The sequence below is a fragment of the Terricaulis silvestris genome (genome assembly GCF_009792355.1).
Lineage (GTDB): Bacteria > Pseudomonadota > Alphaproteobacteria > Caulobacterales > Aquidulcibacteraceae > Vitreimonas > Vitreimonas silvestris.
On sequence record NZ_CP047045.1, the window covers coordinates 2,520,576 to 2,546,231 of the forward strand.

31 protein-coding genes and 1 pseudogene are annotated in these 25,656 nt (G+C 64.4%); 17 read left to right on the top strand and 15 right to left on the bottom strand.

Annotated features, from left to right (window positions below; all coding sequences use genetic code 11):
• Genes DSM104635_RS12935 through DSM104635_RS20035 form a run of 6 tightly spaced genes read right to left on the bottom strand, consistent with a single transcriptional unit; the run spans position 1 to position 3,190 of the window.
• On the bottom strand, positions 1–585 hold the full coding sequence (locus DSM104635_RS12935) for an endonuclease domain-containing protein (protein ID WP_323368314.1): 585 nt from the start codon (positions 583–585) through the stop codon (positions 1–3).
• On the bottom strand, positions 552–1,427 hold the full coding sequence (locus DSM104635_RS12940; protein ID WP_158766600.1) for a glycine--tRNA ligase subunit alpha: 876 nt from the start codon (positions 1,425–1,427) through the stop codon (positions 552–554). The genes DSM104635_RS12935 and DSM104635_RS12940 overlap by 34 nt, the downstream gene beginning before the upstream one ends.
• A gap of 40 nt (positions 1,428–1,467) precedes the next feature.
• Entirely contained in the window at positions 1,468–2,391 is a 924-nt protein-coding gene (locus DSM104635_RS12945; protein ID WP_158766601.1) for an alpha/beta fold hydrolase, read from the bottom strand.
• 54 nt (positions 2,392–2,445) lie between these two features.
• Positions 2,446–2,658: a helix-turn-helix transcriptional regulator gene (locus tag DSM104635_RS12950; RefSeq protein WP_158766602.1), complete on the bottom strand. Its 213-nt coding sequence runs from the start codon at positions 2,656–2,658 to the stop codon at positions 2,446–2,448.
• On the bottom strand, positions 2,655–3,065 hold the full coding sequence (locus DSM104635_RS12955; RefSeq protein WP_158766603.1) for a hypothetical protein: 411 nt from the start codon (positions 3,063–3,065) through the stop codon (positions 2,655–2,657). The genes DSM104635_RS12950 and DSM104635_RS12955 overlap by 4 nt, the downstream gene beginning before the upstream one ends.
• Positions 3,062–3,190 carry a hypothetical protein gene (locus tag DSM104635_RS20035; protein ID WP_267129029.1) on the bottom strand — a complete coding sequence of 43 codons (129 nt, stop codon included), beginning with the start codon at positions 3,188–3,190 and terminating at the stop codon, positions 3,062–3,064. Before DSM104635_RS20035 ends, DSM104635_RS12955 begins: the two co-directional genes overlap by 4 nt.
• Before the next feature lie 136 nt (positions 3,191–3,326).
• Here DSM104635_RS20035 and rnhB point away from each other — a divergent pair, with 136 nt between their 5' ends.
• The gene (gene rnhB / locus DSM104635_RS12960; protein WP_158766604.1) at positions 3,327–3,911 is read left to right on the top strand and encodes a ribonuclease HII; all 585 of its coding nucleotides are present in this window, start codon (positions 3,327–3,329) and stop codon (positions 3,909–3,911) included.
• Here rnhB and DSM104635_RS12965 read toward each other — a convergent pair.
• On the bottom strand, positions 3,908–4,549 hold the full coding sequence (locus tag DSM104635_RS12965) for a TMEM175 family protein (RefSeq protein ID WP_158766605.1): 642 nt from the start codon (positions 4,547–4,549) through the stop codon (positions 3,908–3,910). The genes rnhB and DSM104635_RS12965 overlap by 4 nt on opposite strands.
• 88 nt (positions 4,550–4,637) lie before the next feature.
• Here DSM104635_RS12965 and DSM104635_RS12970 point away from each other — a divergent pair, with 88 nt between their 5' ends.
• From DSM104635_RS12970 to DSM104635_RS12980, 3 genes are all read left to right on the top strand, one after another.
• On the top strand, positions 4,638–5,381 hold the full coding sequence (locus tag DSM104635_RS12970; RefSeq protein ID WP_158766606.1) for a hypothetical protein: 744 nt from the start codon (positions 4,638–4,640) through the stop codon (positions 5,379–5,381).
• Positions 5,382–5,459: 78 nt separating this feature from the next.
• Positions 5,460–6,548: a site-specific DNA-methyltransferase gene (locus DSM104635_RS12975; protein ID WP_158766607.1), complete on the top strand. Its 1,089-nt coding sequence runs from the start codon at positions 5,460–5,462 to the stop codon at positions 6,546–6,548.
• Positions 6,549–6,732: 184 nt separating this feature from the next.
• Positions 6,733–7,425 carry a Crp/Fnr family transcriptional regulator gene (locus DSM104635_RS12980; protein ID WP_158766608.1) on the top strand — a complete coding sequence of 231 codons (693 nt, stop codon included), beginning with the start codon at positions 6,733–6,735 and terminating at the stop codon, positions 7,423–7,425.
• Positions 7,426–7,817: 392 nt separating this feature from the next.
• On the opposite strand, the gene DSM104635_RS12985 is transcribed toward DSM104635_RS12980, so the two are convergent.
• The 3 genes from DSM104635_RS12985 to mutY are packed head-to-tail and all read right to left on the bottom strand — an operon-like array spanning position 7,818 to position 9,847.
• The gene (locus DSM104635_RS12985) at positions 7,818–8,306 is read right to left on the bottom strand and encodes a methyltransferase family protein (protein WP_158766609.1); all 489 of its coding nucleotides are present in this window, start codon (positions 8,304–8,306) and stop codon (positions 7,818–7,820) included.
• Positions 8,307–8,312: 6 nt separating this feature from the next.
• Positions 8,313–8,792 (bottom strand): GFA family protein, encoded by a 480-nt coding sequence (locus DSM104635_RS12990; protein WP_158766610.1) that lies wholly within the window; start codon positions 8,790–8,792, stop codon positions 8,313–8,315.
• Entirely contained in the window at positions 8,789–9,847 is a 1,059-nt protein-coding gene (gene mutY, locus DSM104635_RS12995) for an A/G-specific adenine glycosylase (protein WP_158766611.1), read from the bottom strand. The genes DSM104635_RS12990 and mutY overlap by 4 nt, the downstream gene beginning before the upstream one ends.
• Before the next feature lie 186 nt (positions 9,848–10,033).
• Here mutY and DSM104635_RS13000 point away from each other — a divergent pair, with 186 nt between their 5' ends.
• The 3 genes from DSM104635_RS13000 to smc are packed head-to-tail and all read left to right on the top strand — an operon-like array spanning position 10,034 to position 14,604.
• Positions 10,034–10,435 carry a DUF721 domain-containing protein gene (locus DSM104635_RS13000; protein ID WP_158766612.1) on the top strand — a complete coding sequence of 134 codons (402 nt, stop codon included), beginning with the start codon at positions 10,034–10,036 and terminating at the stop codon, positions 10,433–10,435.
• 56 nt (positions 10,436–10,491) lie between these two features.
• Complete coding sequence (locus DSM104635_RS13005) at positions 10,492–11,130, top strand: DsbA family protein (protein WP_158766613.1); 639 nt, start codon at positions 10,492–10,494, stop codon at positions 11,128–11,130.
• A gap of 21 nt (positions 11,131–11,151) precedes the next feature.
• Positions 11,152–14,604 carry a chromosome segregation protein SMC gene (gene smc / locus DSM104635_RS13010; RefSeq protein ID WP_158766614.1) on the top strand — a complete coding sequence of 1,151 codons (3,453 nt, stop codon included), beginning with the start codon at positions 11,152–11,154 and terminating at the stop codon, positions 14,602–14,604.
• A 115-nt stretch (positions 14,605–14,719) separates the two neighbouring features.
• Here smc and DSM104635_RS13015 read toward each other — a convergent pair whose 3' ends face one another.
• Positions 14,720–15,295, bottom strand: coding sequence for a hypothetical protein (locus DSM104635_RS13015; protein ID WP_158766615.1), 576 nt, complete (start codon positions 15,293–15,295; stop codon positions 14,720–14,722).
• A 114-nt stretch (positions 15,296–15,409) separates the two neighbouring features.
• On the opposite strand from DSM104635_RS13015, the gene DSM104635_RS13020 reads away from it, so the two are divergent.
• The 10 genes from DSM104635_RS13020 to DSM104635_RS19935 all read left to right on the top strand — a co-directional run bounded on the left by DSM104635_RS13020 (position 15,410) and on the right by DSM104635_RS19935 (position 21,434).
• A complete protein-coding gene (locus DSM104635_RS13020) occupies positions 15,410–15,946 on the top strand; it encodes a putative glycolipid-binding domain-containing protein (RefSeq protein WP_158766616.1) in 537 nt (178 codons plus the stop codon).
• 145 nt (positions 15,947–16,091) lie between these two features.
• The gene (locus DSM104635_RS13025; RefSeq protein ID WP_158766617.1) at positions 16,092–16,427 is read left to right on the top strand and encodes an AtpZ/AtpI family protein; all 336 of its coding nucleotides are present in this window, start codon (positions 16,092–16,094) and stop codon (positions 16,425–16,427) included.
• Between the two features lie 11 nt (positions 16,428–16,438).
• Positions 16,439–17,212, top strand: a complete 774-nt coding sequence (locus DSM104635_RS13030) for a F0F1 ATP synthase subunit A (RefSeq protein WP_158766618.1) — start codon at positions 16,439–16,441, stop codon at positions 17,210–17,212.
• A 36-nt stretch (positions 17,213–17,248) separates the two neighbouring features.
• Positions 17,249–17,473, top strand: a complete 225-nt coding sequence (locus DSM104635_RS13035; protein ID WP_158766619.1) for a F0F1 ATP synthase subunit C — start codon at positions 17,249–17,251, stop codon at positions 17,471–17,473.
• Between the two features lie 15 nt (positions 17,474–17,488).
• Positions 17,489–18,046, top strand: a complete 558-nt coding sequence (locus DSM104635_RS13040) for a F0F1 ATP synthase subunit B family protein (protein WP_158766620.1) — start codon at positions 17,489–17,491, stop codon at positions 18,044–18,046.
• Positions 18,046–18,534, top strand: coding sequence for a F0F1 ATP synthase subunit B family protein (locus DSM104635_RS13045; RefSeq protein WP_158766621.1), 489 nt, complete (start codon positions 18,046–18,048; stop codon positions 18,532–18,534). Before DSM104635_RS13040 ends, DSM104635_RS13045 begins: the two co-directional genes overlap by 1 nt.
• Positions 18,535–18,604: 70 nt before the next feature.
• Positions 18,605–18,967: a DUF1304 domain-containing protein gene (locus DSM104635_RS13050; RefSeq protein ID WP_158766622.1), complete on the top strand. Its 363-nt coding sequence runs from the start codon at positions 18,605–18,607 to the stop codon at positions 18,965–18,967.
• Positions 18,968–19,051: 84 nt separating this feature from the next.
• Positions 19,052–19,594, top strand: a complete 543-nt coding sequence (locus DSM104635_RS13055; protein WP_158766623.1) for a dTDP-4-dehydrorhamnose 3,5-epimerase family protein — start codon at positions 19,052–19,054, stop codon at positions 19,592–19,594.
• Positions 19,591–20,496, top strand: coding sequence for a Gfo/Idh/MocA family protein (locus DSM104635_RS13060; protein ID WP_158766624.1), 906 nt, complete (start codon positions 19,591–19,593; stop codon positions 20,494–20,496). The genes DSM104635_RS13055 and DSM104635_RS13060 overlap by 4 nt, the downstream gene beginning before the upstream one ends.
• Positions 20,493–21,434 (top strand): glycosyltransferase family 2 protein, encoded by a 942-nt coding sequence (locus DSM104635_RS19935; RefSeq protein WP_158766625.1) that lies wholly within the window; start codon positions 20,493–20,495, stop codon positions 21,432–21,434. Before DSM104635_RS13060 ends, DSM104635_RS19935 begins: the two co-directional genes overlap by 4 nt.
• On the opposite strand, the pseudogene DSM104635_RS13070 reads toward DSM104635_RS19935, so the two are convergent.
• From DSM104635_RS13070 to gcvPA, 4 genes and pseudogenes are all read right to left on the bottom strand, one after another.
• Positions 21,431–22,242 (bottom strand): annotated as a pseudogene (locus DSM104635_RS13070) (PhzF family protein); the annotation flags it as partial. The gene DSM104635_RS19935 and the pseudogene DSM104635_RS13070 sit on opposite strands and share 4 nt — an antisense overlap.
• A gap of 74 nt (positions 22,243–22,316) precedes the next feature.
• Positions 22,317–23,837 (bottom strand): aminomethyl-transferring glycine dehydrogenase subunit GcvPB, encoded by a 1,521-nt coding sequence (gene gcvPB, locus DSM104635_RS13075; RefSeq protein WP_158766626.1) that lies wholly within the window; start codon positions 23,835–23,837, stop codon positions 22,317–22,319.
• Positions 23,834–24,160, bottom strand: a complete 327-nt coding sequence (locus tag DSM104635_RS13080; protein WP_158766627.1) for a DUF6968 family protein — start codon at positions 24,158–24,160, stop codon at positions 23,834–23,836. Before DSM104635_RS13080 ends, gcvPB begins: the two co-directional genes overlap by 4 nt.
• Positions 24,157–25,500 carry an aminomethyl-transferring glycine dehydrogenase subunit GcvPA gene (gcvPA, locus tag DSM104635_RS13085; protein ID WP_158766628.1) on the bottom strand — a complete coding sequence of 448 codons (1,344 nt, stop codon included), beginning with the start codon at positions 25,498–25,500 and terminating at the stop codon, positions 24,157–24,159. The genes DSM104635_RS13080 and gcvPA overlap by 4 nt, the downstream gene beginning before the upstream one ends.
• Between the last annotated feature and the right edge of the window lie 156 nt (positions 25,501–25,656).

Below are 25,656 nucleotides of genomic sequence, written 5' to 3' on the forward strand. Positions count from 1 at the left end.
CTACTCGTCCCCCGCCCCCTCGCGGGGCGGGGTTAGGGGTGGGGGGCGATCCGACGCGCCGCTGTTCAATGCCTCGCGCACCTGGTTCACGACCCAGGCGGGGCGGTCCCAGACGTCGTTGTTCTGGAAGCGCAGAACTCTGAAGCCGTTGGCGATCGCGTGAATCGTTTTCGCTTTGTCGTTTTCCTGCACGTCGGCTTGCTCGTGGATCGAGCCGTCAATCTCGATGAGCAAGCGGGCGGAATACCAGCCGAAGTCGAAGACATAGTCATCGACGGCGACCTCCTTGCGGAAGTGCGCGCCTTCGATGCTGCGAAGGAGATCGCGCAGCTCCTTTTCGGAGGGCGTCAGTTCCTTGCGCAAGCGTTGCGCGCGAAGATTCGTGCGCGTCCGATCCTTTTGGCGTGTTACTGCGTCTGGGTCTGGGTCTGGCGACCAGCCATGGCCGAGTTTGCTGTGCTTGGCTTCAGGCAGCTGAGCGTTTGAACGCCCCCCACCCCCTGCCCCCGCCCCGCGAGGGGGCGGGGGTGCGCTTGTTTCGTCTTGCGGCGTCATGTTTGTGACTCCGCCCATTGTTGCGCGCATCCCTTCGCCAGATCGCGCACGCGGGCGATGAAGCTTTGTCGCTCTGTGGGCGACACGACGCCGCGCGCGTCGAGCAAGTTGAACAGGTGGCTGGCCTTCAGTGTGTAGTCGAACGCCGGGAGCACGGCGCCGGCTTCGAGCAGGCGCTTTGCCGTGGATTCGGCGTCGTTGAACCAGCGCAGATTCTGCTCGGGCTCGCTGAGCTCGAAATTGAAGCGCGATTGTTGCTTTTCGTTTTCGAGGAAGACGTCGCGATACTTCACGGGGTACGGCGAGTCTGGATCGTTGAACGGGAGATCGAACACGTTGTCGACGCTGAAGACGTACATCGCCAGGCGCTCAAGCCCGTAGGTGAGTTCGCCGCTGACTGGGCGCACGTCTAGGCCGCCGACTTGTTGGAAGTAGGTGTACTGGCTCACTTCCATACCATCGCACCAGACTTCCCAACCCAAGCCCCAGGCGCCGACGGTCGGGTTTTCCCAATCGTCTTCGACGAAGCGGATGTCGTGCAGCAGCGGATCGATGCCGATGCGCTCGAGCGAGTTGAGATAGAGCTGCTGCAGGTCCGGCGGGTTCGGCTTCAAGATCACTTGGAACTGGTAATAGTGCTGCAGCCGGTTCGGGTTCTCGCCGTAGCGGCCATCCTTCGGACGTCGCGACGGTTGAACGTACGCTGCGCGCCACGGTTTGGGGCCGAGCGCCCGGAGCGTGGTGGCGGGGTGCAGCGTGCCGGCGCCGACTTGCTCGTCGTACGGCTGCAGGATCGCGCAACCCTGCTCGGCCCAGTAGTTCTGGAGCGTCAGGATCACGTCCTGGAAGCAGCGGGGCGCTTTGTTGGCCATGGGCGGACGCGTAACGGCGCCCGCCCCTTTTCTCAATGGCCTAGCGGAGGAATTCCTCGACTGCCGCCGCGAATGCGGTCGGATTGTCCAGCGGCACGAAGTGGAAGCTCTGGTCGATCTTCACCAGGCGATGGTTCGGCAATGGTGCGTAGAGCGCGGTGTAGAACCCAGTGATCGCCGCTTCCGGCGCGATCGCGGGATCGTTTGCATAGACGATGGTGATTGGCGTTTGGATCGACGCGAGATCGCCGCGAAGGTCGGTGGTCATCACGTCGTACATGCCGCGCGCAACGGCGGAGCGGTCTGAGTTCAGTGACCACTGAAACACCGTGAAGCGCAGCGTTTCGGTGCGCACGAGACGGTTCATCATCCCCATTTGGCCGGCGAAGAACTCTTCGGCGCTCTGAGCCATCAAGCGATCGCGCAAAGCGGCGGCTTGCGGCGTGATGCTGGCGACCGTCGCGTTGGGATCGATCAGCAGCGAGAAGAACGGCAGCGCATCGACGACCATGATGCGGCCGACGTTGCTCGGATGATTCTTCGCCAGCATCAGCGCCGAAACGCCGCCAAGCGAATGGCCGATGACGGCGGGGCGCGTCATGTGGTTGTGTTCGATGTAGGTGTTTAGCTCTTCCACGAACGGCGCAACGATGGGGCCATCGCCCGCAGCCGCGCCGACCGGTTCGCCGCCGAAGCCCGCGAGTTGGATCGCGTGGACGCGATGCGTCGCTGAGAGTTGCGCGACGGTCGCGTCCCAAACGTCGCGTGATGAGGCGAGGCCTGGGATTAGGATCACGTCCGGTCCCTGCCCTGTGATTTCGACGCTGAAGCGCGTCGGCGTGAACAGCGTCGCTTCCGGCGTTGGTTCGCGTTGGCTTGTGGCTTGCGGATCGCTTGCGCTGGCGCAGCCGATGAGCGCGGCGATTGCCGCCATGGCGAAGGCTTTGCGTGTCATGCTCAGCATGGTCATTTCCCTTGGATATTGCGCGTCTCTTTGCGCGCTTGGTGTGACAGGCGTTTATTCGGCGGCTTGAGCGGTTTCGTCGGCGCTGAAGATCTGCTCGATCGGCAGACCGAACAGCTGGGCGATTTTGAACGCAAGCGGGAGCGATGGATCGTACTTGCCGGTCTCGATCGCGTTCACGCTCTGGCGTGAGACGTCGAGCTTCTCGGCGAGATCGGCCTGACTCCAGTTGCGCTCGGCGCGCAGCACTTTGAGACGGTTTCTCATTTGTAGCGCAGCCGTATGATGCACGCGGCCAGACCCCACGTACCAATAAGCGCCGGGAACACCCAGATCAGCGGCAGATGCGGGAAGTCGGCCCATTCTTCGAGGAAGCCATATGCGAACGAGCCAAAGCCGACGATTGCGGCGGCGATCAGGATCGCGTCGGTTTGAATGCGGCGCTGGAATTCGTCGATGCCGCGCAGGAATGTCGCGTAGGCGCGCAGCATGAGGAGCGCGGGTAGCAGCGGCGCGAGCGATGCGGCGATGACGGCCCATTGCGGCAGATCGAGATTCCGGACCGCGTAGGCGCCGGCGAACACGAAGACGGAATAGATGCCCGCCGCGGTCAGCATCTCGCGCGTGTAGCGCCGGCCGACGGCCTTGGCGCTGCTGGATTCGTTCGCGCTCATTGCGCTGTCTCCTCGATGGCGACGATCGGTGTGTGCGGTTCATGCTGGTTCGAACTGACGCCTGTTGCGGCGACAATCGCCACGATCACGGCGATCTGGGTTGAGGGTTTCCATCGGCAGAGCATTCCGTCCTCCATCAAGCGAGCTTGTCTCGTTGACAAGGATACTTGACCATTCTGAACTGAATGTCAAGCGACTTTGACAAAATGTCGGCTGTCCTTGCCGTTTGCCCTCGGCTTGGAATCCGCACCATGCTGGGCGATGGCGATTTGTGGGATCGATGAGGCTGGGCGCGGGCCGCTGGCGGGACCGGTGGTGGCCGCGGCGGTGATCTTGCCGAAGAAGGGCCGGCCCAAGGGGCTGGACGATTCCAAGCAATTGAGCGCCGAGGCGCGCGAAGAGTTGGCGGAGAAGATCCGCGCTTGCGCAATTGTTGGCGTGGGCGTCGCTAGCGTCGAGGAGATCGATCGCTTCAACATTCTGCGCGCTTCGCACATGGCGATGGTACGGGCGTTTGAGGCGCTGAGCGAGACGCCGGTGGCGGCTTTGGTCGATGGCAACATGGCGCCGGACCTACCCTGCGCGATTGAATGGGTGATCGACGGCGATGTGATTGTGCCAGTGATTTCGGCGGCGTCGATCATCGCAAAAGTCGAGCGCGACCGGATGATGAGTGCGCTGTGCATTGAGTATCCGGGCTACGCCTTCTCCAAGCACAAGGGCTATGCGACGCCAGAGCATCAGCGCGCGTTGGCGGAGCTTGGGCCCTGCGCCATTCACCGGCGCAGTTTTAAGCCGGTGCAGGACGCGTTGCAGCGCCAGAGCGAACTGAAGTTCGCGTCTTAGGCCTTTACAGGCTTCGGCGCGCGATAGAACACGCGGCCCAGCATCATAATCGGGAACATGATGAAGGCGGCGAACCGCGCTGGCCACACTTGGTCGGTCGCGCAGAAGTAGACACCCGCGAGAAACGCGATCACCGGCGCGAGTGATTGCGTTAAACGGAAGAGCCATTCGCCCATGCTGATCCCACCGATCAGGCGACCACCGTCGCGCGCAGCGACCAAGAACGTCAGCGTCATCGAGGAAGCGGTGGCGGCGCTGACCCACCAGTAGAATTGCAGCGCATCCATATCGGCGAAGTTCTCGCCGAAGACCGCGCTCGCGAACGGCAGCAGCGTTATCGAAGCAAGCAATAGGAGATTGCAGATCGCCGTCGGCCAATCGAAATGGGTGAGCTTGCGCATCACGCGCATGTGGATCAGCCACCAGAGTCCGATTAACGCGAAGCTGAGGCCGAAGGCGAAGAATTGAGCGCCCATCGCCGCAAGCGCCGGCCACAAACCGCTTTCGTGAATCTCGGGCGCGTGCAGCTCGATGGCAAGCAGCGTGAGTACGATAGCGAACACCGCATCGGAGAAGAACAGCATGCGATCCACCATGCGGGCGTCGGGCCCTTGCGCTGCGCTTTCGTGATGTGACATCGCTGCCTCCCCTGCGGCGAAACGTATCGCGCGCTGTTGCATTCGTGAAGCAATTGCAATGGCCAGGCCGGCACAATATCTTCCAGCGATGAGTTCCGGGGACGCGGCCGCTCGGCCCAACGATATTTCCGCTAGCAGTGTCTGGCTGATCTGTGCGGCGCTTTACGCCGTGCTGATGGTGATTGTCTTTCTCTATCCCGCCGCGATCTGGGGACCGGAGACGACCCAAGGGCGCGCCAGCGAACTGGGCGTGCTGGAGTCGGTGCAGAACGCGGTGCTGCTGATTGCGCTTGTGCTGATGATTCGCCTCGCGATCCGGGCGCCGGAGCGCAATTTGCGGCTGTGGGCGATCTTCATTGCGTTCGGCACGTTCTTTCTGCTCGGCGAAGAGATCAGTTGGGGTCAGCATTATTTTGGCTGGGTCACGACGGGCGTGTTCGAGCAGATCAACGATCAGGGCGAGACCAATCTGCACAACACGGAGGGCGGTTGGCTCGATCAGAAGCCGCGCGCGATTTTGCTGTTCGGTATGATCCTCGGCACGATTGTGCATCCGCTGGTGAAGCATTTCCGCAAGGGGCGTGGCCTGTTCGACAATCCGTGGTGGCTGGCGCCGACTTTGGCGTCGCTGGCGCCGGTGGTGTTCTCGCAGCTTGGCTCCATGCCGGAGCGGATCGATGATCTGAACGATGCGCTGCACCTTTGGTCGTTCTCGGCGCAGGACTTCACCAACAATTTCAGGTCGAGCGAGATGGAGGAGGTCTTCCTCTATGTCTTCTTCATCACCTACACGGCCTCGATCCTGAAGCGGCTCCCGGCGAAGGCGCGCTGAATAATCTTTATGGTTAACGGTCGCGGACTCTTGATTCGCGGTTGGCGTCAAGCGAGGATTCCCCCGCTCGGGGGATAGATGGCGCGCCACTTCAAAGACCGGATCATCGAAGGCGACTGCATCGAGGAGATGCGGAAGCTGGCTGACGGCAGCGTCGATCTGGTGTTCGCCGATCCGCCCTATTTCATGCAGCTCGGCGGCGCGCTGACGCGGCCGGATCAATCCAACGTCGATGGCGTCGACGACGAGTGGGACAAGTTCGCGGACTTCGCCGCGTATGACGCATTCACGCGCGCTTGGCTCACGGAAGCGCGGCGGGTGCTGAAACCGAACGGCGCGATCTGGGTGATCGGTTCGTATCACAACGTGTTCCGGCTCGGCGCGGCGATGCAGGACATGGGCTTTTGGATTTTGAACGACATCGTGTGGCGCAAGACCAACCCGATGCCGAACTTCAAAGGCACGCGCTTCACCAATGCGCACGAGACTCTGATCTGGGCGGCGCGGTCGAAGGAGGCGAAGTACACGTTCCACTACGATGCGCTGAAGATGCTCAATGACGAGCTGCAGATGCGTTCGGATTGGACGCTGCCGATCTGCACCGGCGGCGAGCGGCTGAAGGATCGCGAAGGCCGCAAACTGCATTCGACGCAAAAGCCGGAGGCGTTGCTGCATCGCGTCGTGCTGGCGACGACCAAGCCGGGCGAAGTGATCCTCGATCCGTTCTTCGGCACCGGCACCACGGGTGCGGCAGCGAAGCGCCTGGGGCGCCATTACATCGGCATCGAACGCAGCGCGGACTATGTGGCCGGCGCGCAGGCGCGGTTGAAGAAGATTAAACCAGTTTCGATCGAAGATTTGGCGGTGACCAAATCCAAGAAGGAAGAGCCGCGCGTGCCGTTTGGGCAGGTGATCGAAGCGGGCATGATTGCACCTGGGGCCTGGCTCGTCGGGCAAAACGGCAAGCGGGCGCGCGTCCGCGCCGACGGCAGCCTGGCATTCGGCGAAGCGACCGGATCGATCCACCGGATTGGGGCGCTGGTGTGCGATGCGCCCGCCTGCAACGGCTGGACCTTCTGGAGCCTCGAGACCAAGCGCGGGCCCCAGCCGATCGATCTCTTCCGCCGCGAAGTTCGGCGGCAGATGGCGATGGCGCCTGCTGCCTGACAGCGCGTGGCGCCCTTCGACAGGCTCAAGGTGACGCCATTGTTGGTTCAGCGCCCACCCCAGTAGCGTCAGCCCCTGAGCTTGTCGAAGGCGAGAACGGGCAAGAGTTGCAGCATGACGGCCGTCACGCCGGCGGCGCGCATCTGATTGACCCCTCCCTGGCGCAAGGCGTAACTCGCGCGCCATGGCCGAACCCAAGGATCTGCTCCAGAACGTCGAGACTGCGCTGGCTAAGGCCGAGCTGATGGCGGCGCTGTCGGACGCCACGCGGGCGCGGCTGGCCAAGCAAGGCGTTCCCTGCACGGTGGAGACCGGCAAGCTCTTGTTCGCCAAGGGCGACAAGGGTGACGCGCTCTACGTGCTGCTCGAAGGCGAAGTCGAAGTGCGAACCTCGACCGAGGGCGGCAAGGACGTGCGCATTGCTTCGCTGAAGCCGCCGGCGCTGATCGGCGAGATGGCGGTGCTTGATGGCGGTGTGCGCTCGGCAGACATCGCGGCGATCCGCAAATCGCGCTTCCTGCGCATCCATCGCGACCAGGCGATCGCAGCACTCGAGAGTGAGCCGAAGGCGCTGCTGAAGCTGATCTCGGAGATGAGCCGGCGCTTGCGGCATGCGGATGCGGCGCTTGAAGACGCGCACACTCTGGATTTGGGCGGGCGGCTGGCTTTGCGTTTGCTTGAAGAAGCCGGCGATGCGACGGCGGTGACGCTGACGCAGACCGAGATTGCACGGCGGATTGGCGCTTCGCGCGAGAAGGTCAATCGCAAGCTGCACGAATGGGTCGATGAGGGCTGGATCAGCATGGGGCGCTCAGGCATCAAGCTGGTGGCGCGCGATAAGCTGAAGGCGCTGATCAAGGACTCGCGCGCTGGCTGACCTGCGCGGCCGGTTTCGCCGAACAACTCCATACCAAGTCATTCCAGACGCGCGGAGCGCGATCTGGGATCCAGGGCAAACACCGAACTCCACGATCCCTGGATTCCAGATCGGCCTCCGGCCGTCTGGAATGACTCTGGCGCGTGACGCGTGTCACGGCGGCCTGCGCCCGCGCTCGCTACCTTGTTCTCATCGAACACGAACACGGAACGGGGAGACACCAATGACCGCCACCATCAGCAACAAGATCCTAACCCTGGCACTGGCCGCAGCGCTTCTCCTTCCTGGCGCGCTGGCTACGTTGAACCAGGCAGCCCAGATCGTCGCGTAGAGCCAACGCCGGCGATCAACTAAGCAAGGACGCGAGGTGCTCCCCCTCGCGTCCTTCGCTTTTATGGCGTCCACGGCGTGAGGCGCGGCAACCAACGCGGAACGCCTTTGCAATACGCTTCGTAGGCATCGCCGAAGCTGCGGCGGAGCGTGGGTTCTTCGTAGAAGTAGACGAAGGTGTGGAAGATGACCCACATCGTAGCGCCGTAGGCGGCGAGCATGGTGCTTTGAAACAGGAGCGCCTGGCCGAAGATGAGGCCGAGCACGGCGACGTACATTGGGTTGCGCACGAAGCGGTAGAGGCCGGTGACGACGAGGTGTTGCGTTGGCGCGATCGGCGCGGGCGTGCCTAGGCCTTTTAGAGCGAACCGCGCGAAGCACTCGATCAGCATGGCGAATGCGATGAGCGTGAGTGCGGCGCCGGCGAACGTCCATGCGCTGACGGGCGGCAGGCGCCACTGGGTTATGAGATATGGCACGACACCCGCGACTGTGCCGGGCGCGAGGAAGAAGAACAGCGTTGAACCGATCGCGGCTTGGATGCGGTTCATTGCGCCCTAGCCTGCTTTGGACGCAGCTTCGCGGCGGGCGAGGCTTTCGGGCGGCCATTCGGTTTTCATGTCGTAGAACATCTCGAACGCGCGTTGGCCTTCGGGGATTTTCACCCACGGGACTTTGCTGCGGGCGAAGATGTGGGCGTCGGGCTCGATGGCGTGGGGCGTGTCGAGGGTGGAGACGCGAAGGAAGCGGAGATAGCCGCGTTTGCCGTAGTCGCTCCAGAGCGCGACTTCGCACTTGGCGCAGCGATGGATTTCGTGGCCGCGGCCGCTGGGGCTGGGCATATCGACGATCTGGATTTGATCGGCGCCGGACTGGAGGTCGATGCGGCTGGTTTCGATCAAAGCGTTAAGGGCGAAGGCGCCGCCGGTTTGCTTTTGGCAATCGAGGCAATGGCAACAATGCGTGAACATCGGGCGCGAGGCGAGCGTGTAGCGCACCGCGCCGCAGGAGCAGCCGCCTTCAAATTTTTCGGTCAATGATCTCTCCCCTTCAGGGCAGCTTTCTTGAACACCGTAGGTAGAGCGCTCGCATCGGCCCACCAACCATCGTTCGATGGCGCGCAGTCGGCTTCGTAGACATCGAGCGTCAGCGCGAAGTGGGTGAAGACGTGTTCGATTTGGCCGATCTTTTTCCACGCGGCTGAGACAGGTGCAGCGGCAAGCGCTTCGGCGCGGGTGAACTTTTTGGCGCGCCATTCGGTGGTGGGGAGCGCGGCCATGCCGCCGAGCAAGCCTTTGTCCGGGCGGCGGACGAGCCAGAACGTGTCGTCGCGCTGAATGCGGAAGACGGCGCCGTAGCGGCGCGGGCGTTCGGCTTTGGCGGCGCGGCGTGGGTAGGTTTCGGGCTGGCCGGTGGCGTAAGCGGCACAGGCTGATTGCCACGGGCATTGCTCGCACTTCGGAGACTTGGGCGTGCAGACAGTGGCGCCGAGATCCATCAACGCTTGGGCGTAGTCGCCAGGGTGGTTGGCGGTGACGAGTTCGGCGGCGAGCGCGCGTAGTTCGGGCTTCGCATCCGGAAGCGGCGTCTCGACGGCGCGAAGGCGCGCGATTACGCGTTCGACATTGCCGTCGACGACGTTGGCGGGGAGATCGTAGGCGATCGCGGCGATGGCGGCGGCGGTGTAGGCGCCGACGCCGGGGAGCTTCAGCCAGCCCTCTTCCGTCTCGGGCATGCCGTCGGCGGCGAGCTGTTGCGCTGCCGCGTGCAGATTGCGGGCGCGGGAGTAGTATCCGAGGCCGGCCCAGGCGCTGAGGACGTCTTCGCGTGGGGCAGCCGCCAAATCGGCGACGGTGGGCCAGCCTTCGAGGAAGCGCGCGAAGTACGGGGCCACGGCGGCGACGGTGGTCTGCTGCAGCATGATCTCGCTGAGCCAGACCCGGTACGCATCGGCGCTGTTGTTCCCCTTGGCGCGCCACGGCAGGCTCCGTCCGGCCTGGTCGTACCAGGAGAGCAATGATTTCCTGAGGTTTTCCCGAGTCGCAACCGGCTTATCCACAGGCCGGGCAGGTTTCGGGGCAAGAGCGGGCATGGGCCTTCTTTACCCTTCCATAAGCGATTTCCGATTCGCTCTGGGGCTGAAATGTCATTGCGAGACCGATTCCGTCCGGCCGTTGCGGCTGGCCCTGACCCACGTGCGGAAAGCCGCGCGTCTCAGGCATTGTCGGGCAAGCGGGGGCGTGGCGCGATTGCGCCGCCGCCGCGGGCCGGCAAATCAGTGTCGGCGCTGCTAAAGCCTCTGCTCAAGGAATCCGGCATGGGGCTCAATGAGCTGAAGCGCCGCTGGTCGGAAGTGGCCGGCGACAGCTTTGCCCGCGCGACGCCGGAAAAACTGGCCGGCGGCGTGCTGACGCTGAAGGTTCCGGGCGCGCTGGCGCCCTTTCTCCAGCAGCAGACCCCGCTCCTGATCGAGCGGCTCAGAGTGGCTGGGGCCAAGGTAAAATCGGTCCGGATCGAGCAGCGGACGGCGGCTCTCCCCGCCAAGGGGAACGTCCGGCCGCTCAAAAAGCCGCTGACCCCCGCCGAGGAAGCCGCCCTGGCGCAGACGCTTGACCCTGTGGGCGACCCTGGCCTGAGATCGGCGCTGATGCGGCTTGGACGCGCAGTCAAGCAGGGCTGAGGTTTCCTCCGCTTCGAAAAAACTCTATGCCTCCCGGCCTTATCTGGAGGTTGCGCATGTTCGCCATCGGGCGTCGGGAATTGCTGTTGGGCGTTAGCGCGCTCGCGATCGCGGGCTGCAATGGCGGCGGCGGCGCTGGCGCCAACGTCAGCGACGAGGACATGGTGCTGGGCGCGGCGGACGCGCCGGTGACGCTGATCGAGTACGCCTCGGTCACCTGCCCACACTGCGCCGAGTTCCACGAGACGGTATTTGAGCAGCTGAAGACCCAATACATCGACACCGGCAAGGTGCGCTTCGTGTTCCGCGAATATCCGACGCCGCCGGCGCCGGTCGCGGTTGCGGGCTTCCAGCTGGCGCGCTGCGGAGGCGCGGGTGACGAGCAATATTTCACGCGCGTCGGCGAACTCTTCCGTCAGCAACGCGCGATGTTCGCCACCGGCACGATGGAAGGCGTGCGCCAGAAGCTGATCGAGATCGGCGGCGCGGCGGGGCTTACCGAGCAGCAGGTGATGGATTGTGTATCCGATGAAGCGGGCGCGGAGCGCATCCGAAGCACGGTCGAAACCGCCAATACCGAATTCGGCATCACCGGCACGCCGACCTTCATCCTCAACGGCCAAAAGGTCGAAGATGCCTCGATCGTGACCTGGGAAGGCATGCAGCGCATTCTTGACGCTGCGATCGCGGGCTAACGGAGAGGACGCGCAGCCACCGTGCACATCACAGAGCTGCGCCTCCACGGCTTCAAGAGCTTTGTCGATCCGGCGCGCGCGCCGATCGAACAAGGGCTGACGGGCGTCGTCGGGCCGAACGGCTGCGGCAAGTCGAACTTGCTCGAAGGGGTGCGCTGGGTGATGGGCGCGACCAGCGCCAAATCCATGCGCGCGTCCGACATGGAGGACGTGATCTTCTCCGGCACGGCGGGACGCCCTGCCCGTGAACACGCGGAAGTTACGTTGGTGCTAAACGATGCGCTGGGGCAGGCGCCGGCGCCGTTCAACAAAGAAGATGTGCTGGAAGTCTCGCGGCGAATACGGCGCGGGCTGGGTTCGACCTATCGCATCAACGGCAAGGAAGTGCGCGCCAAGGACGTGCAGCTTCTGTTTGCTGACGCGGCGACGGGCGCGAACTCGCCAGCCTTGGTGCGGCAGGGGCAAATTTCGGAGCTGATCGCAGCGAAGCCGCAGAACCGGCGGCGGATTCTGGAAGACGCGGCGGGGATCGCGGGTCTGCATGCGCGTCGGCATGAAGCCGATCTGAAGCTCAAGGCCGCAGAGACCAATCTCACGCGGCTGGATGAAATTCTGGCGGAGATCGAAAACCAGGCGGCGAGCTTGAAGAAGCAAGCGCGGCAGGCGGAGCGCTATCGCGACTTGGCGCAGACGTTGCGCGAGACGGAAGCATTGCTGCTGCATCGGCGCTGGACAGAAGCGCGCGAGCGCGCGGCGGAAGCGCAAGGACATTTGCGCGAGGCGGAACGCGTTGTGGCGCAGGCGGCGAGCGAAGCGAGCGCGGCGGATCGCGCGGCGGAAGAAGCGCGCGATGGGCTGACGCCGCTGCGGGAAGAAGAATTGGTGGCGGCTGCGGTATTGCGGCGGCTGGAAGGCGTGCGCGTTGGGCTTGAGCGCGACTTAGCGGACGCTGAGGCCGCGATCGCGCGCTGCGATGAAGATGCGTCGCGCAACCGGGCTGAGGCTGAGCGGCTTGAGGCGCTGAAGCGCGATGCGAGCGAGGCGCTGGGGCGCTTGATCGCTGAGGCGGATGCGCTGGGCCCGGGCGATGCGGATAAGGCGCAAGCGGCGTTGAAGGCGGCGCAAGGCGCCGAAGTAGGCGCTGCTTCGGTGCGGGCGGACGCTGAGAAGAAGCTGGAGCAGATTGCGTCCGACGCGGCGGCGCGGCGTGCGCGCGCGCAGGCGCTGACGGATGCGGCGAACGCCGCGCGGGCGCGGTTGGCGCGGTTAGAAGAGCGAAAGCGCGCGCTGGATGGGCAAGCGAAGGCGTTGCCAGCGAGCGGCGATCTCGATGCGAAGCGCGCGGCGGCGGTGGCTGCTGCAGAGAAGGCGCGTGCGGACGGCGCGAAGCTGCGCGCAACGCTGACGGAAGCAGAAGCGGCGCTGAGGAAGGCTGAAGCCGCGGATGAAGCGGCTTGGACGCCGTATCGCGCGTCGGAGAGTGCGCTGAACGCGCTCGAAGCTGAGGTAAAGGCGCTGGATAAATTGGCGCCGCCGGATAGCGCGAAGTTTCCGCCGGTGCTGGCGTCGATCGACGTTGAACGCGGATACGAGAAGGCGCTGGCGGCGGCGTTGGGCGAAGACATCGATGCATCGATGCATGCGGATGCGCCGGCGCGGTGGGGTGGCGCAGCGGCCCCTGCTCCGCATTTGCCGGCTGAAGCGCAATCGTTGGCGCGGTTCGTGAAGGCGCCGGAGGCGTTGGCGGCGCGGTTGTCGTTGATCGGCATTGTCGAGGCGAAGGACGGCGCGCGGTTGGCGAAGCAGCTGCCGCCGGGGGCGCGGCTGGTTTCGGTTGAAGGCGATCTTTGGCGTTGGGATGGGTTCGTGCGCCGCGCGGATGCACCACAACCGGCGGCGGCGCGGCTTGAACACAAGAACCGCTTGGCGGCGGCGCGTGCTGAGCTGAAGGCGGCGGAAGCGAAGCTGGCGAAAGCGAAAGTGGCTTGGGAAGCGGCCAAGGCGGAGCGCTCGAAGCTTGAAGCGAAGGCGCGCGATTTGCGGGCTGAGGCGCCGAAGAGTGCTGCGGCTGATGCGGCGGCGGCGCGTGAGGTTGAGCGGCTCGATGCCGAGCTGGCGCGGCTGAGTGAGCGGCGCGGCGATCTGGATGCGCAGGCTAAGGCGCTTGAGGCGGAGTTTGGCGATGCGCGTGCGGCGCTGGCGGATGCTGAAGGCGCGGCGAAGGATGCGCCGGCGACAGGGGATGATCCCGGTGTGACTGCAGCGCGCGCGGCGGTTGATGCGGCGCGGGCGAAGGCGGCGGAGGCAGCAGCCGCGGCGCAGAGCTTGGTGCGCGACAAGACGCAGCGCGATACGCGGCGTGGCGCTGTCGAGATTGAGAGCAAGCAGTGGAAGGCGCGGATCGGCGAGGCCGATACGCGCCTTGGTGCGCTGTCGAAAGAGCTGGATCAGATCGAAAAACGGCGCGACGCGGCGAAAGCCGCGCCGGGCGACGCGCGGGCGCGGCTTGAGGCGCTGATGGATGAGGCCGGCGCTGCGGAGCAGCGGCGGGCTTCAACCAGCGATCGCGTGGCGGAAGCGGAAGCGGCGGCGCGCGCCGCCGGTGAGCGCGCGCGCTCGTTGGAGCAAGCGCACGCTGATGCGCGCGAAAAGCGTGCGAGCACGGATGCGCACGCGCAAGCGAACGCGGCGCGGGTGCAGGACGTGGTGACGCTGGCGAACGAGCAGGCTGGCGTGGCACCGGAGGCGCTCGCCGCGCGTGCGGGCGCGTTGCTGACGTCAGCGATGGGGACCAGCGCGATTGCGGAGATCGAGAAGCGGTTCGAGCGCTTGCGCTCGGAGCGCGATGCGGCGGGGCCGGTGAATTTGCGCGCGGACGAGGAATTCGCCGAGGCGCGAGAGCGCATCGCGACGCTGACGCGCGAGAAGGACGACGTGGCGCAAGCCGTAGCGAAGCTACGGCGCGCGATCACGACGCTGAACAATGAGGGCCGCACGCGGCTGCTGCGCGCGTTCGAGGAAGTCGATGCGCACTTCGCACAGCTGTTCGCGACGTTGTTCGACGGCGGGCAAGCGGCGCTGAAGCTGACGGAGAGCGAAGATCCGCTGGAAGCGGGTTTGGAAATCTTCGCGCAACCGCCGGGTAAGCGTTTGACCAATCTGAACCTGCTCTCCGGCGGCGAGCAGGCCTTAACGGCGACGGCGTTGATCTTCGCGGTGTTCCTGGCGAACCCTGCGCCGCTCTGTGTGCTGGACGAAGTCGATGCGCCGCTGGACGACGCCAACGTCGATCGCTTCTGCCGCATGCTGGAAGAGATGAAGCGTCTGACGACGACGCGCTTCATCGTGATCACGCACAACCCGGTGACGATGTCGCGTATGGATCGGCTCTATGGCGTGACCATGCCGGAGCAGGGTTTGAGCCAGTTGGTCAGCGTGGACTTGGGCCGCGCGCAGGCGATGGCGGCGGAGTAGGACCGCGCCAGCGTCGCCTTCGACGGGCTCAGGGTGACGCCATTCCACCTTACGCTACTCTCTCAATGCGTCATGCTGAACTTGTCGAAGCACGACGCACGCACCGGGCGCAGCCTCACGCTCTCCGCCAATGCATGATCCACGTTTCTTGCCATGTCGCGCCGTTGTCGGCGGAGATGCGTTGGCGCCAGCGGGTCGAGGTGGGGGTGATTTCGTCCCAGATGCCTTGGGAGATCATGGTGACGCCGTCTTGGTCGTAGATTGAACTCCACGTGCCGACGCCGTTGGTGAAGCCGCCGTATTCGCCGGGCGCGGCGACAACGCCGCTATTCTTGTTGACCCAATGGTCCTGCCAAACGTTGCGCTCTTGATCGAGCAAGCGGAGGCCCATGCCGAAGAGGTTGCGCGCGGGGATGCGGAGTTCTTCGACGCTGCAGATGCCGCCGAGGATGCCGACGACGGTGGCTTCGCCGTCGAATTCGAGCCACTCGGCTGATTGAGGGCCGCTGCGCCAGCGGTGATGGATGCGCCATTCGCCGGTGAGGAAGTCGAAGTCACCGGGGTTGCCTTCGGGCGTACCGGGCGGCGGGCCGGCTGGTGTTTCGCTCTCTTGCGCTTTTGCGGGTCCGGCGACGGCGGCGAGTGCTGCGGCGGCGGTGGCGGCCAGGAGGCCGCGGCGATCTTCATTCATGAGGTGCTCCCCTGCTTTGGTTGGGAAGCTACACGGGCAAGCTGACAGGGCGTGTCAGGTATTGGCGAAGCAACTCCCGGCGCAGGCAGGCGTTTGGCTCTATGGAGGCGAGCCATGTTCCGCGCTTGGCGCAGACTGGATCAACCGGGATTGGAAACGCTGCGGCTGACGCGCGCGGGTGAAGGCTGGCGCGCGCAGTCGCTGATCGTGGACGGCGGCGAGACACCGTTTGGCATGAGCTGCGACTGGCGGCTCGACACCCTGTGGCGATCGCTTCGCGTCAGGCTCGACCTGTTCGACGCGAACGGCGAGCATGCGCTTGAGATCGAACGCGCCGGGCCGGATGCGTGGCTTGTGAACGGCGAGGCGCGACCGGATCTGGAGGGGTGCTTGGAAGTCGATGTTTCGGCGACGCCGTTCTGCAATGGGCTGGCGCTGCGACGGCTCGGGCGTGAGCCGGGAGAATTGACGGCGCTTTATGTGCTGGCGCCTGAGCTTTCGGTTCAGCCATCCCGGCAGCGATACGAGCGCGCAGGCGAGAATTGGCGCTACGTCGATCTTGGCGCGGCCAAGGGTTTCACCGCAGTTTTGCGCTTCGACGACGACCTCATTGTCCGTGATTATGAAGGGCTTTTCGAAGCTCTGGACTGAGTTCGCTCGGGCGCATGACAGGCCTTCTGTTTTGGTGGCTTTGTCGCAGGGCGGTTTCCTTGACCCTGCCGCGACCCCTGCTAGTTTCCGCGCGCGCGAACGGGGGGCTTCTTTAGAGTCGCCCTCAGGGCGCGTGGACCGTTCAATGGCTGACAGAAAACCGCCCGAGGACGCCCTCCGAGACTTGCGCCGCCGTGTTGATGCGGCGCGCGGGACGGGCGGCTCGAACTCCGAACCAGCTCCGAGTGCGGCGTCGCTGTCGCTTCGGATTGGCGGGGAGTTTGGCGCGGCGATCATCGTCGGCGCATTGCTCGGCTACGGGGCGGATTACTTTCTCCACACGGCGCCGTGGGGTCTGGGCATCGGCCTCGCGCTGGGCTTTGTGACGGGGGTTGTGAACGTTGTGCGCGCGGTCAGCGCCTACAACAGCGCAAATCCCCCCGACCCGAACGCCCCGCGTATCCCAGACGATGACGATTGAGGATTTGAGTTTTGTCGAACGACCCAATCCACCAGTTCAACACCAACAATGAAGTGGACGTGCCGCTGGCCGATCTGCCAGCCGCGTGGGGCGTTGGCGACCTCGCGCTCAACAACGCCGCGGTGATGATGCTTGCGGGCGTGGGGCTGACGGCTGCGTTCTTCTACTGGGCGATGAAGCCGGCGGCTCTGGTGCCAGGCCGCGCGCAGGTCGTTGCCGAGACGGGCTACAATTTCATCCACGGCATGGTGAAGGATGCGGCTGGCGAAGAAGGCGTGAAGCGCTTCTTCCCGTTCGTGTTCACGCTCTTCCTCTTCATCTTCGCCGCGAACATGCTGGGCATGTTCCCCTACTTCTTCACGCCGACCTCACAGATCATCGTCACGGCGACGATGGCGCTGATGGTGTTCTTCACCGTCATCGTGGTCGGGTTCGCGAAGAACGGCTTCAAGTTCTTCAAGCTGTTCGTGCCGTCGGGCGTGCCTTGGTACATTTTGTGGTTCGTGGTGATCATCGAGATCATCTCGTTCTTCTCGCGGCCGCTCAGCCACGCTGTTCGTCTTTGGGCGAACGTGCTAGCGGGCCACTTGGTGCTGAAGGTGTTCGCGGGCTTCGTGCCGATGATGGCGGCGGCCGGCGGCATCTGGATCCTCGGCTCGGCGCTGCCGCTGGTCATGACAGTCGCGCTCTATGCGCTCGAATTTCTGGTCGCGTTCCTGCAGGCGTACGTGTTCGCACTGCTCACCTGCATCTACCTGAACGACGCCCTTCACCCTGGCCACTAAGGCCGACGTTAAACGAAAACCTGGAGTAGGAAGACTATGGACGCTGAAGCAGCGAAATTCATCGGGGCCGGTATCGCTTGTATCGGCATGGGCGGCGCGGGCATCGGCGTCGGCATCATCTTCGGCAACTTCCTGCAAGGCGCGCTGCGCAATCCGTCGGAAGCGCCGAAGCAGTTCGGCAATCTGATCTTCGGCTTCGCCGTGACCGAAGCGCTCGGCATCTTCTCGCTGCTGATCGCGCTCCTCCTGATGTTCACCTAAGCGGAGCTGAAGCTCATGGCGGCTCATCCGCCCGTTGATCCTCACGCGGTAGAAGCAGCGCACGGCGCGGCGGATACGGCTGCGCATGGCGCGAGCGGTGGTTTCCCGCCGTTCGATGCGCTGACGTTCGGGACGCAACTGTTCTGGTTCGCGGTCACGTTCGTGCTGCTCTACCTCGTGGTGTCGCGGTTTGTGCTGCCGACGGTTGGCGGCGTGCTGGCAAAGCGCGCCGGTACGATCGCCGGCGACCTCGACCAAGCGGCGCAGAAAAGCGCCGCCGCCGAAGAGGCGCGCGTTTCGATGGAACGCGCCATCGCCAAGGCGCGCGCCGACGCGCGTTCGATGATCGAAGCGGCGCGGACGGACGTGATGGCCAAGCTCAACGCCGAACAGGAAGCCGCTGAAAAGCGGCTGACGGATCGGATCGCGACGGCGGAGGCTTCCGTCGATGCGGCGCGCAAGAAGGCGCTCGCTGAAGTGCCGGCAATCGCTGATCAGTTGGCGCGCGACATAGCCGACAAGATTGCGCCGGTCAGCACGCCTGCCCGTCAACGTGTTGCGGGAGAAGCGTGATGACGTTCGACGCTACGTTCTTCGCGTTTGTCGCGTTCGCGATCTTCTTCGCGGTGCTGATCTATCTAAAGATTCCAGCGACGATCATGTCGGCGCTGGACGCGCGGTCGGCGGAAATCGCGAAAGAGCTGCACGAAGCGCGGCGCTTGCGCGAGGAAGCCGAGAAACTGTTGGCCGACTATCAGGCCAAGAAGGCGACGGCGGAAGCTGAAGCCAAGGCGATCGTGGCGTCGGCCAAGGAGCAAGCGGCGGCGGTGGCGGAAGAGACCCGCGTCTCGATGATAGCGGCGATGGCGCGGCGCGAGAAGCAAGCCGACGACCGCATCGCTTCGGCCGGGACCAAAGCGTCGGACGAAGTTCGCGCTGCCGCTGCGGAAGCGGCGATTGCCGCGGCCGAGCGGCTGATCCGTGAACGCATGAATGATACCGCACAAGCCGGCCTAGTGGCCGAAGGCGTGTCGGAAATGACGAAGCGCAAGTTCGGCTAAACGTCGCTCTTTCGAGACAAGTTCAACGGGCCGGGGCTAAGCTCCGGCCCGTTTTCGTTTGGGGGTGGCCATGAGCTTCGTTTCCCGCGCGCTGGTTTGCATCGTGGCGCTGCTGCACGTCGGCTTTCTGGTGCTGGAGATGTTTCTCTGGACCGGGCCAATCGGGGCGCGCGTGTTCGCGTTGACGCCGGAGTTTGCGGCGCAATCGGCGGTGCTGGCGGCGAACCAGGGCTTGTACAACGGCTTCCTGGCGGCGGGTTTGATTTGGGGCGCGATCGCCAACAAGCGTGACGTCATGATCTTTTTCCTGCTGTGTGTGATCGTGGCGGGCGTGTTCGGCGGACTGACCGCGAAGTTCACGATCCTCTACACGCAGGCTGCGCCCGGGCTGGCGGCGCTGATTGTGGTGTTGCTGACCGGGAAAAAACCATGAGCCATGGGAGAGCCGGCTGTTTGGACGACACATTCTCGCCTAGGAACGGATTCAAGCTTAGAGCGGGCGCAGGGGTGCGATGCGATGTCAGGCCTGCACGGCGTCATTCTGACGACCTTCGAGACACACAAGGACGACCGAGGCGCTCTTAGCGAGATCTTCCGGGAATCCTGGCCGACCGGGGTCAAACCGGTCCAGTGGAATTGGGTCAGCAGCAATGCGAACGTGCTGCGCGGCGTCCACGTCCACGTTCAGCACTTGGACTATTTGATGTGCATCAACGGCGAGATGCTGCTTGGGCTCTCCGACGTTCGCCCGGAGTCGTCCACGAAAGGCCGCTCCGAGTTTATAACGCTCAAAGCTGACGAACCGTGCGCCGTGACCATACCGGAAGGGGTTGCGCATGGCTTTTATTTCGCCGCGCCGGCTCAGATCCTCTACGGCGTTTCGCACTATTGGCAGACCGTCGACGAGCTTGGTTGTCGATGGAACGATCCGGGACTTGGGCTTGATTGGCCGACGCGCGCGCCGCACCTCTCGGAGCGCGATGCGACGGCGGGCGACTATCAGCACATGCTCGACGCCTATATCGCTGGACGCGCCAAGCTCGCTCGCGGGGCGCAGTGAACCTGGAGATCGGGCTCGTCGGCGTGGGCCCGTGGGGCGCAAACATTTTGCGCGATCTGCGCTCGTTGGGCGCTGTTGTACATTGTTGCGCGCGCTCGGACGGCTCATCGGATCGCGCCCGCGTCGGCGGCGCGGCAAGCATTGTCGAGCATCCGGACAAACTACCGGAAAGTTGCGCCGGCTTTGTCGTCGCCACGCGCACGACTTCGCATCTCGACGCTATCCGCGCGCTCTTGCCGCGCGGCAGGCCAATCTTTTGCGAGAAGCCGCTCAGCAATGATCTCGGCGCGGCGCGGGCGCTGCCAGCCGAAGCGCATCGGCTTGTCTTCGTCATGCACAAATGGCGTTACCATCCTGGCATTATCGAACTCGCCCGCATCGCGGCGACGCAAAGCGCGGGGCCGGTCGAAGGCTTGCGGCTGCTGCGGTTGGGATGGGGCAACCATCACACCGACGTCAGCTCGCTCTGGGTGCTCGCGCCGCATGACATCTCCATCGCGCACGCCGTCCTTGGCGAAACGCCCCGGCCGGTTGCGGCGATGCGCGATGTGCTTGGCGCGGATGCGGACGGTGCGGTTGCGATGCTGGAAACGCGCGCCGGCGCAGGGGTGACGATCGAGGCGTCCTCGGGTCATCCGAGCAATCTGCGCCGCATCACCTTGCGGTGCCGTGATGCGACGTTCGAACTCGACAGCGCGGACTACGCGACGATCACGAGCCGATCGCACAGCAGCGGTGAGGTCAGCCACATCCGTGTCGGTGACGAGATGCCCCTGCTTACGGAGTTGCGCGCGTTTCTGGCGCACGTGCGGGGCGGGCCGCCGCCGCACACCGCGCTCGCGGAAGAGATCCGCATGATCGAGGCGATCACGGAGATCGAGCGCATGGCCGCGCGGCGGTGAAGTTCACCGTTCTAATTCCCACGCATGATCATGGCGCGGTCATTTCCATGGCGATAGGGAGCGTGCGCGAGCAAACCCATGAAGACTGGGAACTCTTCGTTGTTGCCGATGGCGCGCCGCCGGAGGCGTTTGCCGAGATCGAGCGCGCTGTTCAGAATGATCCGCGCATCCGCGTTTTTCGTTTTCCCAAAGGCGAGCGCCACGGCGAAGCGTGGCGCCATGAAGCATTGCAGCAAGCAACTGGCGAAGCGGTCTGTTACCTGAGCGATGACGATTTCTGGTTTCCCGATCACCTTGAGCACATGCGACCGATGCTGGAACGCGCGGATTTCGCGCACACGAGACAGACGATCGTCTGGCCAAGCTATGAGGTGAGCGGGCCGCTCAACGACATTGCCGACGCGTCCACCCGCGAGCGGATGCTTCACTCCAAGTTCAATTATTTCGGGCCGAGCGTGAGCGGACACCGGCTCGACACTTATCGGCGCCTGCCGCAAGGGTGGACGCCGGCGCCGGCGGACCTTTGGAGCGACCTCCACATGTGGCGGAAATGGATCACCGCTGAGGGCATGCGCTTCCAGTCGAGCTTCGCGGTCACCACGGTGCATCTGCCGCGCAGTCTTCGGCCGGGACTGGATCAACGCGACGCTCTCCTGGAGAATGTGTTCTGGCGCGAGGCTTTTCGCGATACCGACATGCGACAAGCGCTGCGCGACGTGATGATGGGCGGTGACGAAAAATTTTCGCTCTCGCTGGTGTTGGTGCGCGCGCATGCCTTGCGCACGGAGCGAGAGGCCAAAGCGAACGCGGCGCTGGCAACAATGCGCAAGACGCAAGATGGGTTGGGGAACGAGTTGCGCGCAATGCAGAACACCGCGACGTGGCGCTACACCAAACCTTTACGAGAGCTTTGGGCGCGCGTGCGGCGGCGCGGCTAGAGCTGCGCTTCGCCACGCAGCACGCGCACGCAGCGGCCGGCGACGGTGGTGAGGATCGCTGCGCCGTCGCGGCGGGCTGTGACGCTGAGCAGACTGGGTCGGCCCATTTCGACGCCTTGACGGATATCGAAGGCGAGTTCGTTTTTGTTGCTGTGGTGTAGCAGGAGGCCCGCGAGCGGGGTCGCGCCGCTGCCGGTGGCGGAATCTTCCCAAGTGCCGGCGAGCGGCGCGAACATGCGGGCACGGACGTTGGCGCCGTCGCGGGCGTAGACGTAGAGCGCGAAGCGGCCGTTGAGCGATGGATCGCCGTCGCGAATGGCGGCGTGGGCGCGGATGTCGGGGACGCAACGCGCGAGCGCTTCCGGTTTGATCTCGACGCAGGTGAACGGGTTGCCGACGGTGGCGACGATGGGCGCGTGCGTTGTCGTGATGATGTCGGCGACTGTGATGCCGAGGCATGGCGCGATCTGTTCGGGCGTGAAGGTGCGGCCGAAACTGACGGGCTGCGGTGCGGCAACCTTTGCGCCGATGGCTTCGCCGTCGTTGCGCTCAATCTCGATGACGGCGAGACCGGCGGGGACTTCAAAGCGGAGTTGGGCAGCGTCGCGATGGGTGGTGCGCGCGAGCACGACGCCGTGCCGATCATGGGATGGCCGGCGAAGGCCATCTCGGCGGTGCGATTGAAGATCCGCACGCGCGCGGTGTTAGCCGGGTCCGCCGGCGGCAGGACGAACGTTGTCTCGCTCAGGTTGAACTCGAAGGCGAGCGATTGCATTTGCGCCTCGGAAAGGCCGCGGCCGTCGGTGAAGACGGCCAGCGGATTGCCGCCGAAGCGTTGCTCGGTGAAGACGTCGACGGTTTCGAACGCGTGTGACGCCATCCCTACTCCGCCGCCACCTTCGCGCCGCTGTCGTTGGCGCCGCGGCGCCAACGCAGCTTTGGCTGACGTGCCGCCAGGGTGTCATCGAGGCGACGCATTGGCGTGAGCTTCGGCGCTTGCTTGAAGAACTCGACGTCGCCGGCGTTCACGCGTTCGGCGAGCGCGATCATGACGTCGGCGAAGCGATCGAGTTCGCGCTTGGGTTCGGTTTCGGTGGGCTCGATCAGCATGGCGCCGTGGACGACGAGCGGGAAGTAGGTTGTGAACGGGTGATAGCCTTCATCGAGCAGCGCTTTGGCCATGTCGATGGTTTCGACCCCTTTGGGCTTGATGCTTGAATCATCTAACAGCACTTCATGCATGCACGGGCGCTCGCCGAACGGCGCGGTGAAATGCGGCTTGAGGCGTGCGAGCAGATAGTTGGCGTTCAGGACCGCATCTTCGGCGACTTGGCGCAGGCCGTCGCTGCCGTGGCTCATCATGTAGGTGAGCGCGCGGGTGAACATGCCCATCTGGCCGTGGAACGCGCACATGCGCCCGAAGGCTTGGGTGCCTGCCATGTGTTCGCGGAGTTCGCGTGTGCCGCCCTTCAGCACAATGTGTGGGACGGGAGCGAACGGCGCGAGTGCGGCCGACAGCACCGTCGGTCCGGCGCCGGGGCCGCCGCCGCCGTGCGGAGTCGAGAATGTCTTGTGCAAGTTGATGTGCATGGCGTCGACGCCGAGATCGCCGGGGCGCACTTTGCCGACGATGGCGTTGTAGTTGGCGCCGTCGCAATAGAAGTACGCGCCGGCTTCGTGGACGGCATCAGCGATCTTTTTGATGTCGGGCTCGAACAGGCCGCACGTGTTCGGATTGGTGATCATGATGGCTGCGAGGTCGGGGCCGAGCTTGGCGGTGACGTCGTGGAGATCGACGCGGCCGTCTTCGTCGCCTTCGATCTCATCGACGATGAAACCGGCTGCTACGGCAGTGGCGGGATTGGTGCCGTGCGCGCTGTGCGGGACCAGCACGCGCTTGCGGTGGCTCTCGCCGCGCGCTTCGAGCGCGGCTTTGATCGCGAGCATGCCGCAAAACTCGCCATGCGCGCCGGCTTTCGGCGAGAGTGCTACGGCCGGCATGCCGGTGAGCGTGCAGAGCCAATGCGCGAGCTCATCCATCAGTTCGAGCGCGCCTTGGATGGTGGAGGTCGGCTGCAGCGGGTGGAGATCGGCGAAGCCTTCGAAGCGCGCGGCGCGTTCGTTCAAGCGTGGGTTGTGCTTCATCGTGCACGAACCCAGCGGGAACAGGCCGAGATCGATGGCGTAATTCTTTTGGCTGAGGCGCACGTAGTGGCGCATCGTTTCCGGTTCGGAGAAACCGGGGAGATCAAGCGCCGCTTTGCGGCCGAGGCCGCCGAGTTTGTTCGGCGTGCCTTTGGGTTCGGGCAGATCGACGCCGGTGCCAGTGGCGTGGCCGGATTCGAAGATCAGCGGCTCAGCTTGGAGGAGCCCGCGATTGCCGGAGGTGGTTTCGGTGATCATTGTTTCGGCTCTTCTCTCGGCGGCAACGCATTAAACAGATAGTCAAATTCCTGAGGCGTTCGCGCGGTCGTGCCCCAGAGCGAGATTCGCCCCTCTTTGAACGCAGTCGTTGAGGAGATTGCGGAGGGCGCAAAGCGCATAGCAAGTTGGACGGCTTGCCAAGGATCCACACCAAAGATTTCGTAGGAACGATCCCACGATAGCTCGACGCGGGCACCCCAATCGTACCGCGGATGCTTTTCCGCCGCGTGCACGCGCACGACGACAGCTTCGACATCGACGTCGTTCCTAATCTCCAACTCACGTTCAACGATCACGGTCACGCTAACACTCCTTGGAGAGCATCGGCATACGCCGCGATGTCGTCGTCCGTGTTCATTTCAGTGGCGCAGGTGATGAGCACGTTGTCCATTTTGGCGTGGGGGTTGAGGCGGCTCATGGCGACGCCGGCGATGACGCCCTGCTCCGCGAGTTTGTCGACGATGGCTTGCGCGGGCTTGGTGAGTTTCACGGCGATCTCGTTGAAGAAGCGCTTGGTGAGGACTTCGACGCCTTTGACTTTGCCGAGTGCATCGGCGAGCGCGATGGTCTTCTCATGATTGAGCGTGGCGAGTTGGCGGAGGCCCTTCTCGCCGAGCAGCGTCATGTGGATGGTCCAGGCGAGCTGGCAGAGGCCGCTATTGGTGCAGATGTTCGACGTCGCCTTTTCGCGACGGATGTGTTGTTCGCGGGTGGAGAGCGTCAGCACGAAGCCGCGCTTGCCGTCGGCGTCCAGCGTTTCGCCGGCGACGCGGCCGGGCATTTGGCGGATGTATTTTTCCTTGACGGCGAAGAGGCCAACGTACGGTCCGCCAAAGTTCAGCGCGTTGCCGATGGATTGGCCTTCGCCGCACACGATATCAGCGCCGTAAGCGCCGGCGGGTTCGACCAGGCCAAAGGAGATGCACTCAGTGAAGGTTGCCACCATCAGTGCGCCGGCGCCGTGTGCGGCGTCGCCGATCTTGGTGAGATCGGTGATGGTGCCGAACACGTTGGGCGATTGCACGATGACGGCGGCGACATCCGCGCTGAGCTCTTTGGTGACGGCCGCTTCGTCATCGATGGCGGCGGGCATCGTTACGATTTCGAGGCCGAGCGCTTCGCAGGCGGTGCGGGCGGTGTCGATGTAGTGCGGGTGGACGCCGCCGGAGAAGACGATCTTCTTCCGCTTGGTGACGCGCGCAGCCATCATCGCGGCTTCGGCGCAGGCGGTGGAGCCGTCGTACATCGAGGCGTTGGCGACCTCCATGTCGAGCAATGCTGCGACTTGGCTTTGGAATTCGTAGAGCGCTTGCAGCGTGCCTTGTGCGATTTCGGGTTGGTACGGCGTGTAGGCGGTGAGGAATTCGCTGCGCTGGATCAGGTGATCGACGCTCGCGGGCACATGGTGGCGATAGGCGCCGGCGCCGAGGAAGAATGCGGTGCGGCCGGCGGGTGTGTTCTTTTCCGCCAGGCGCTGGAGGTGACGATGCACCTCGATCTCGCCCTGCGCCTTGGGCAGCGGTACGAGATCTTTCAGCAGCGCGCCCTTGGGCACGTCGACGAAGAGGTCGTCGATGCTCTTGGCGCCAATGACGCCGAGCATTTCTTGGCGGTCGACGTCGGTGAGTGGGAGGTATCTCAAGATTCAAACTCCGGCGGAGCAAAGCAAAGCGACTCTCCGCCCCCTTGTGGGGCGGAGTTGGAGGTGGGGGTAACGGCGGTGATGCTTCGAAACGGCTGAGCTGGCGCCCCCATCCGCCGTCCTCCGGACGACACCTTCCCCACGAGGGGGAAGGAG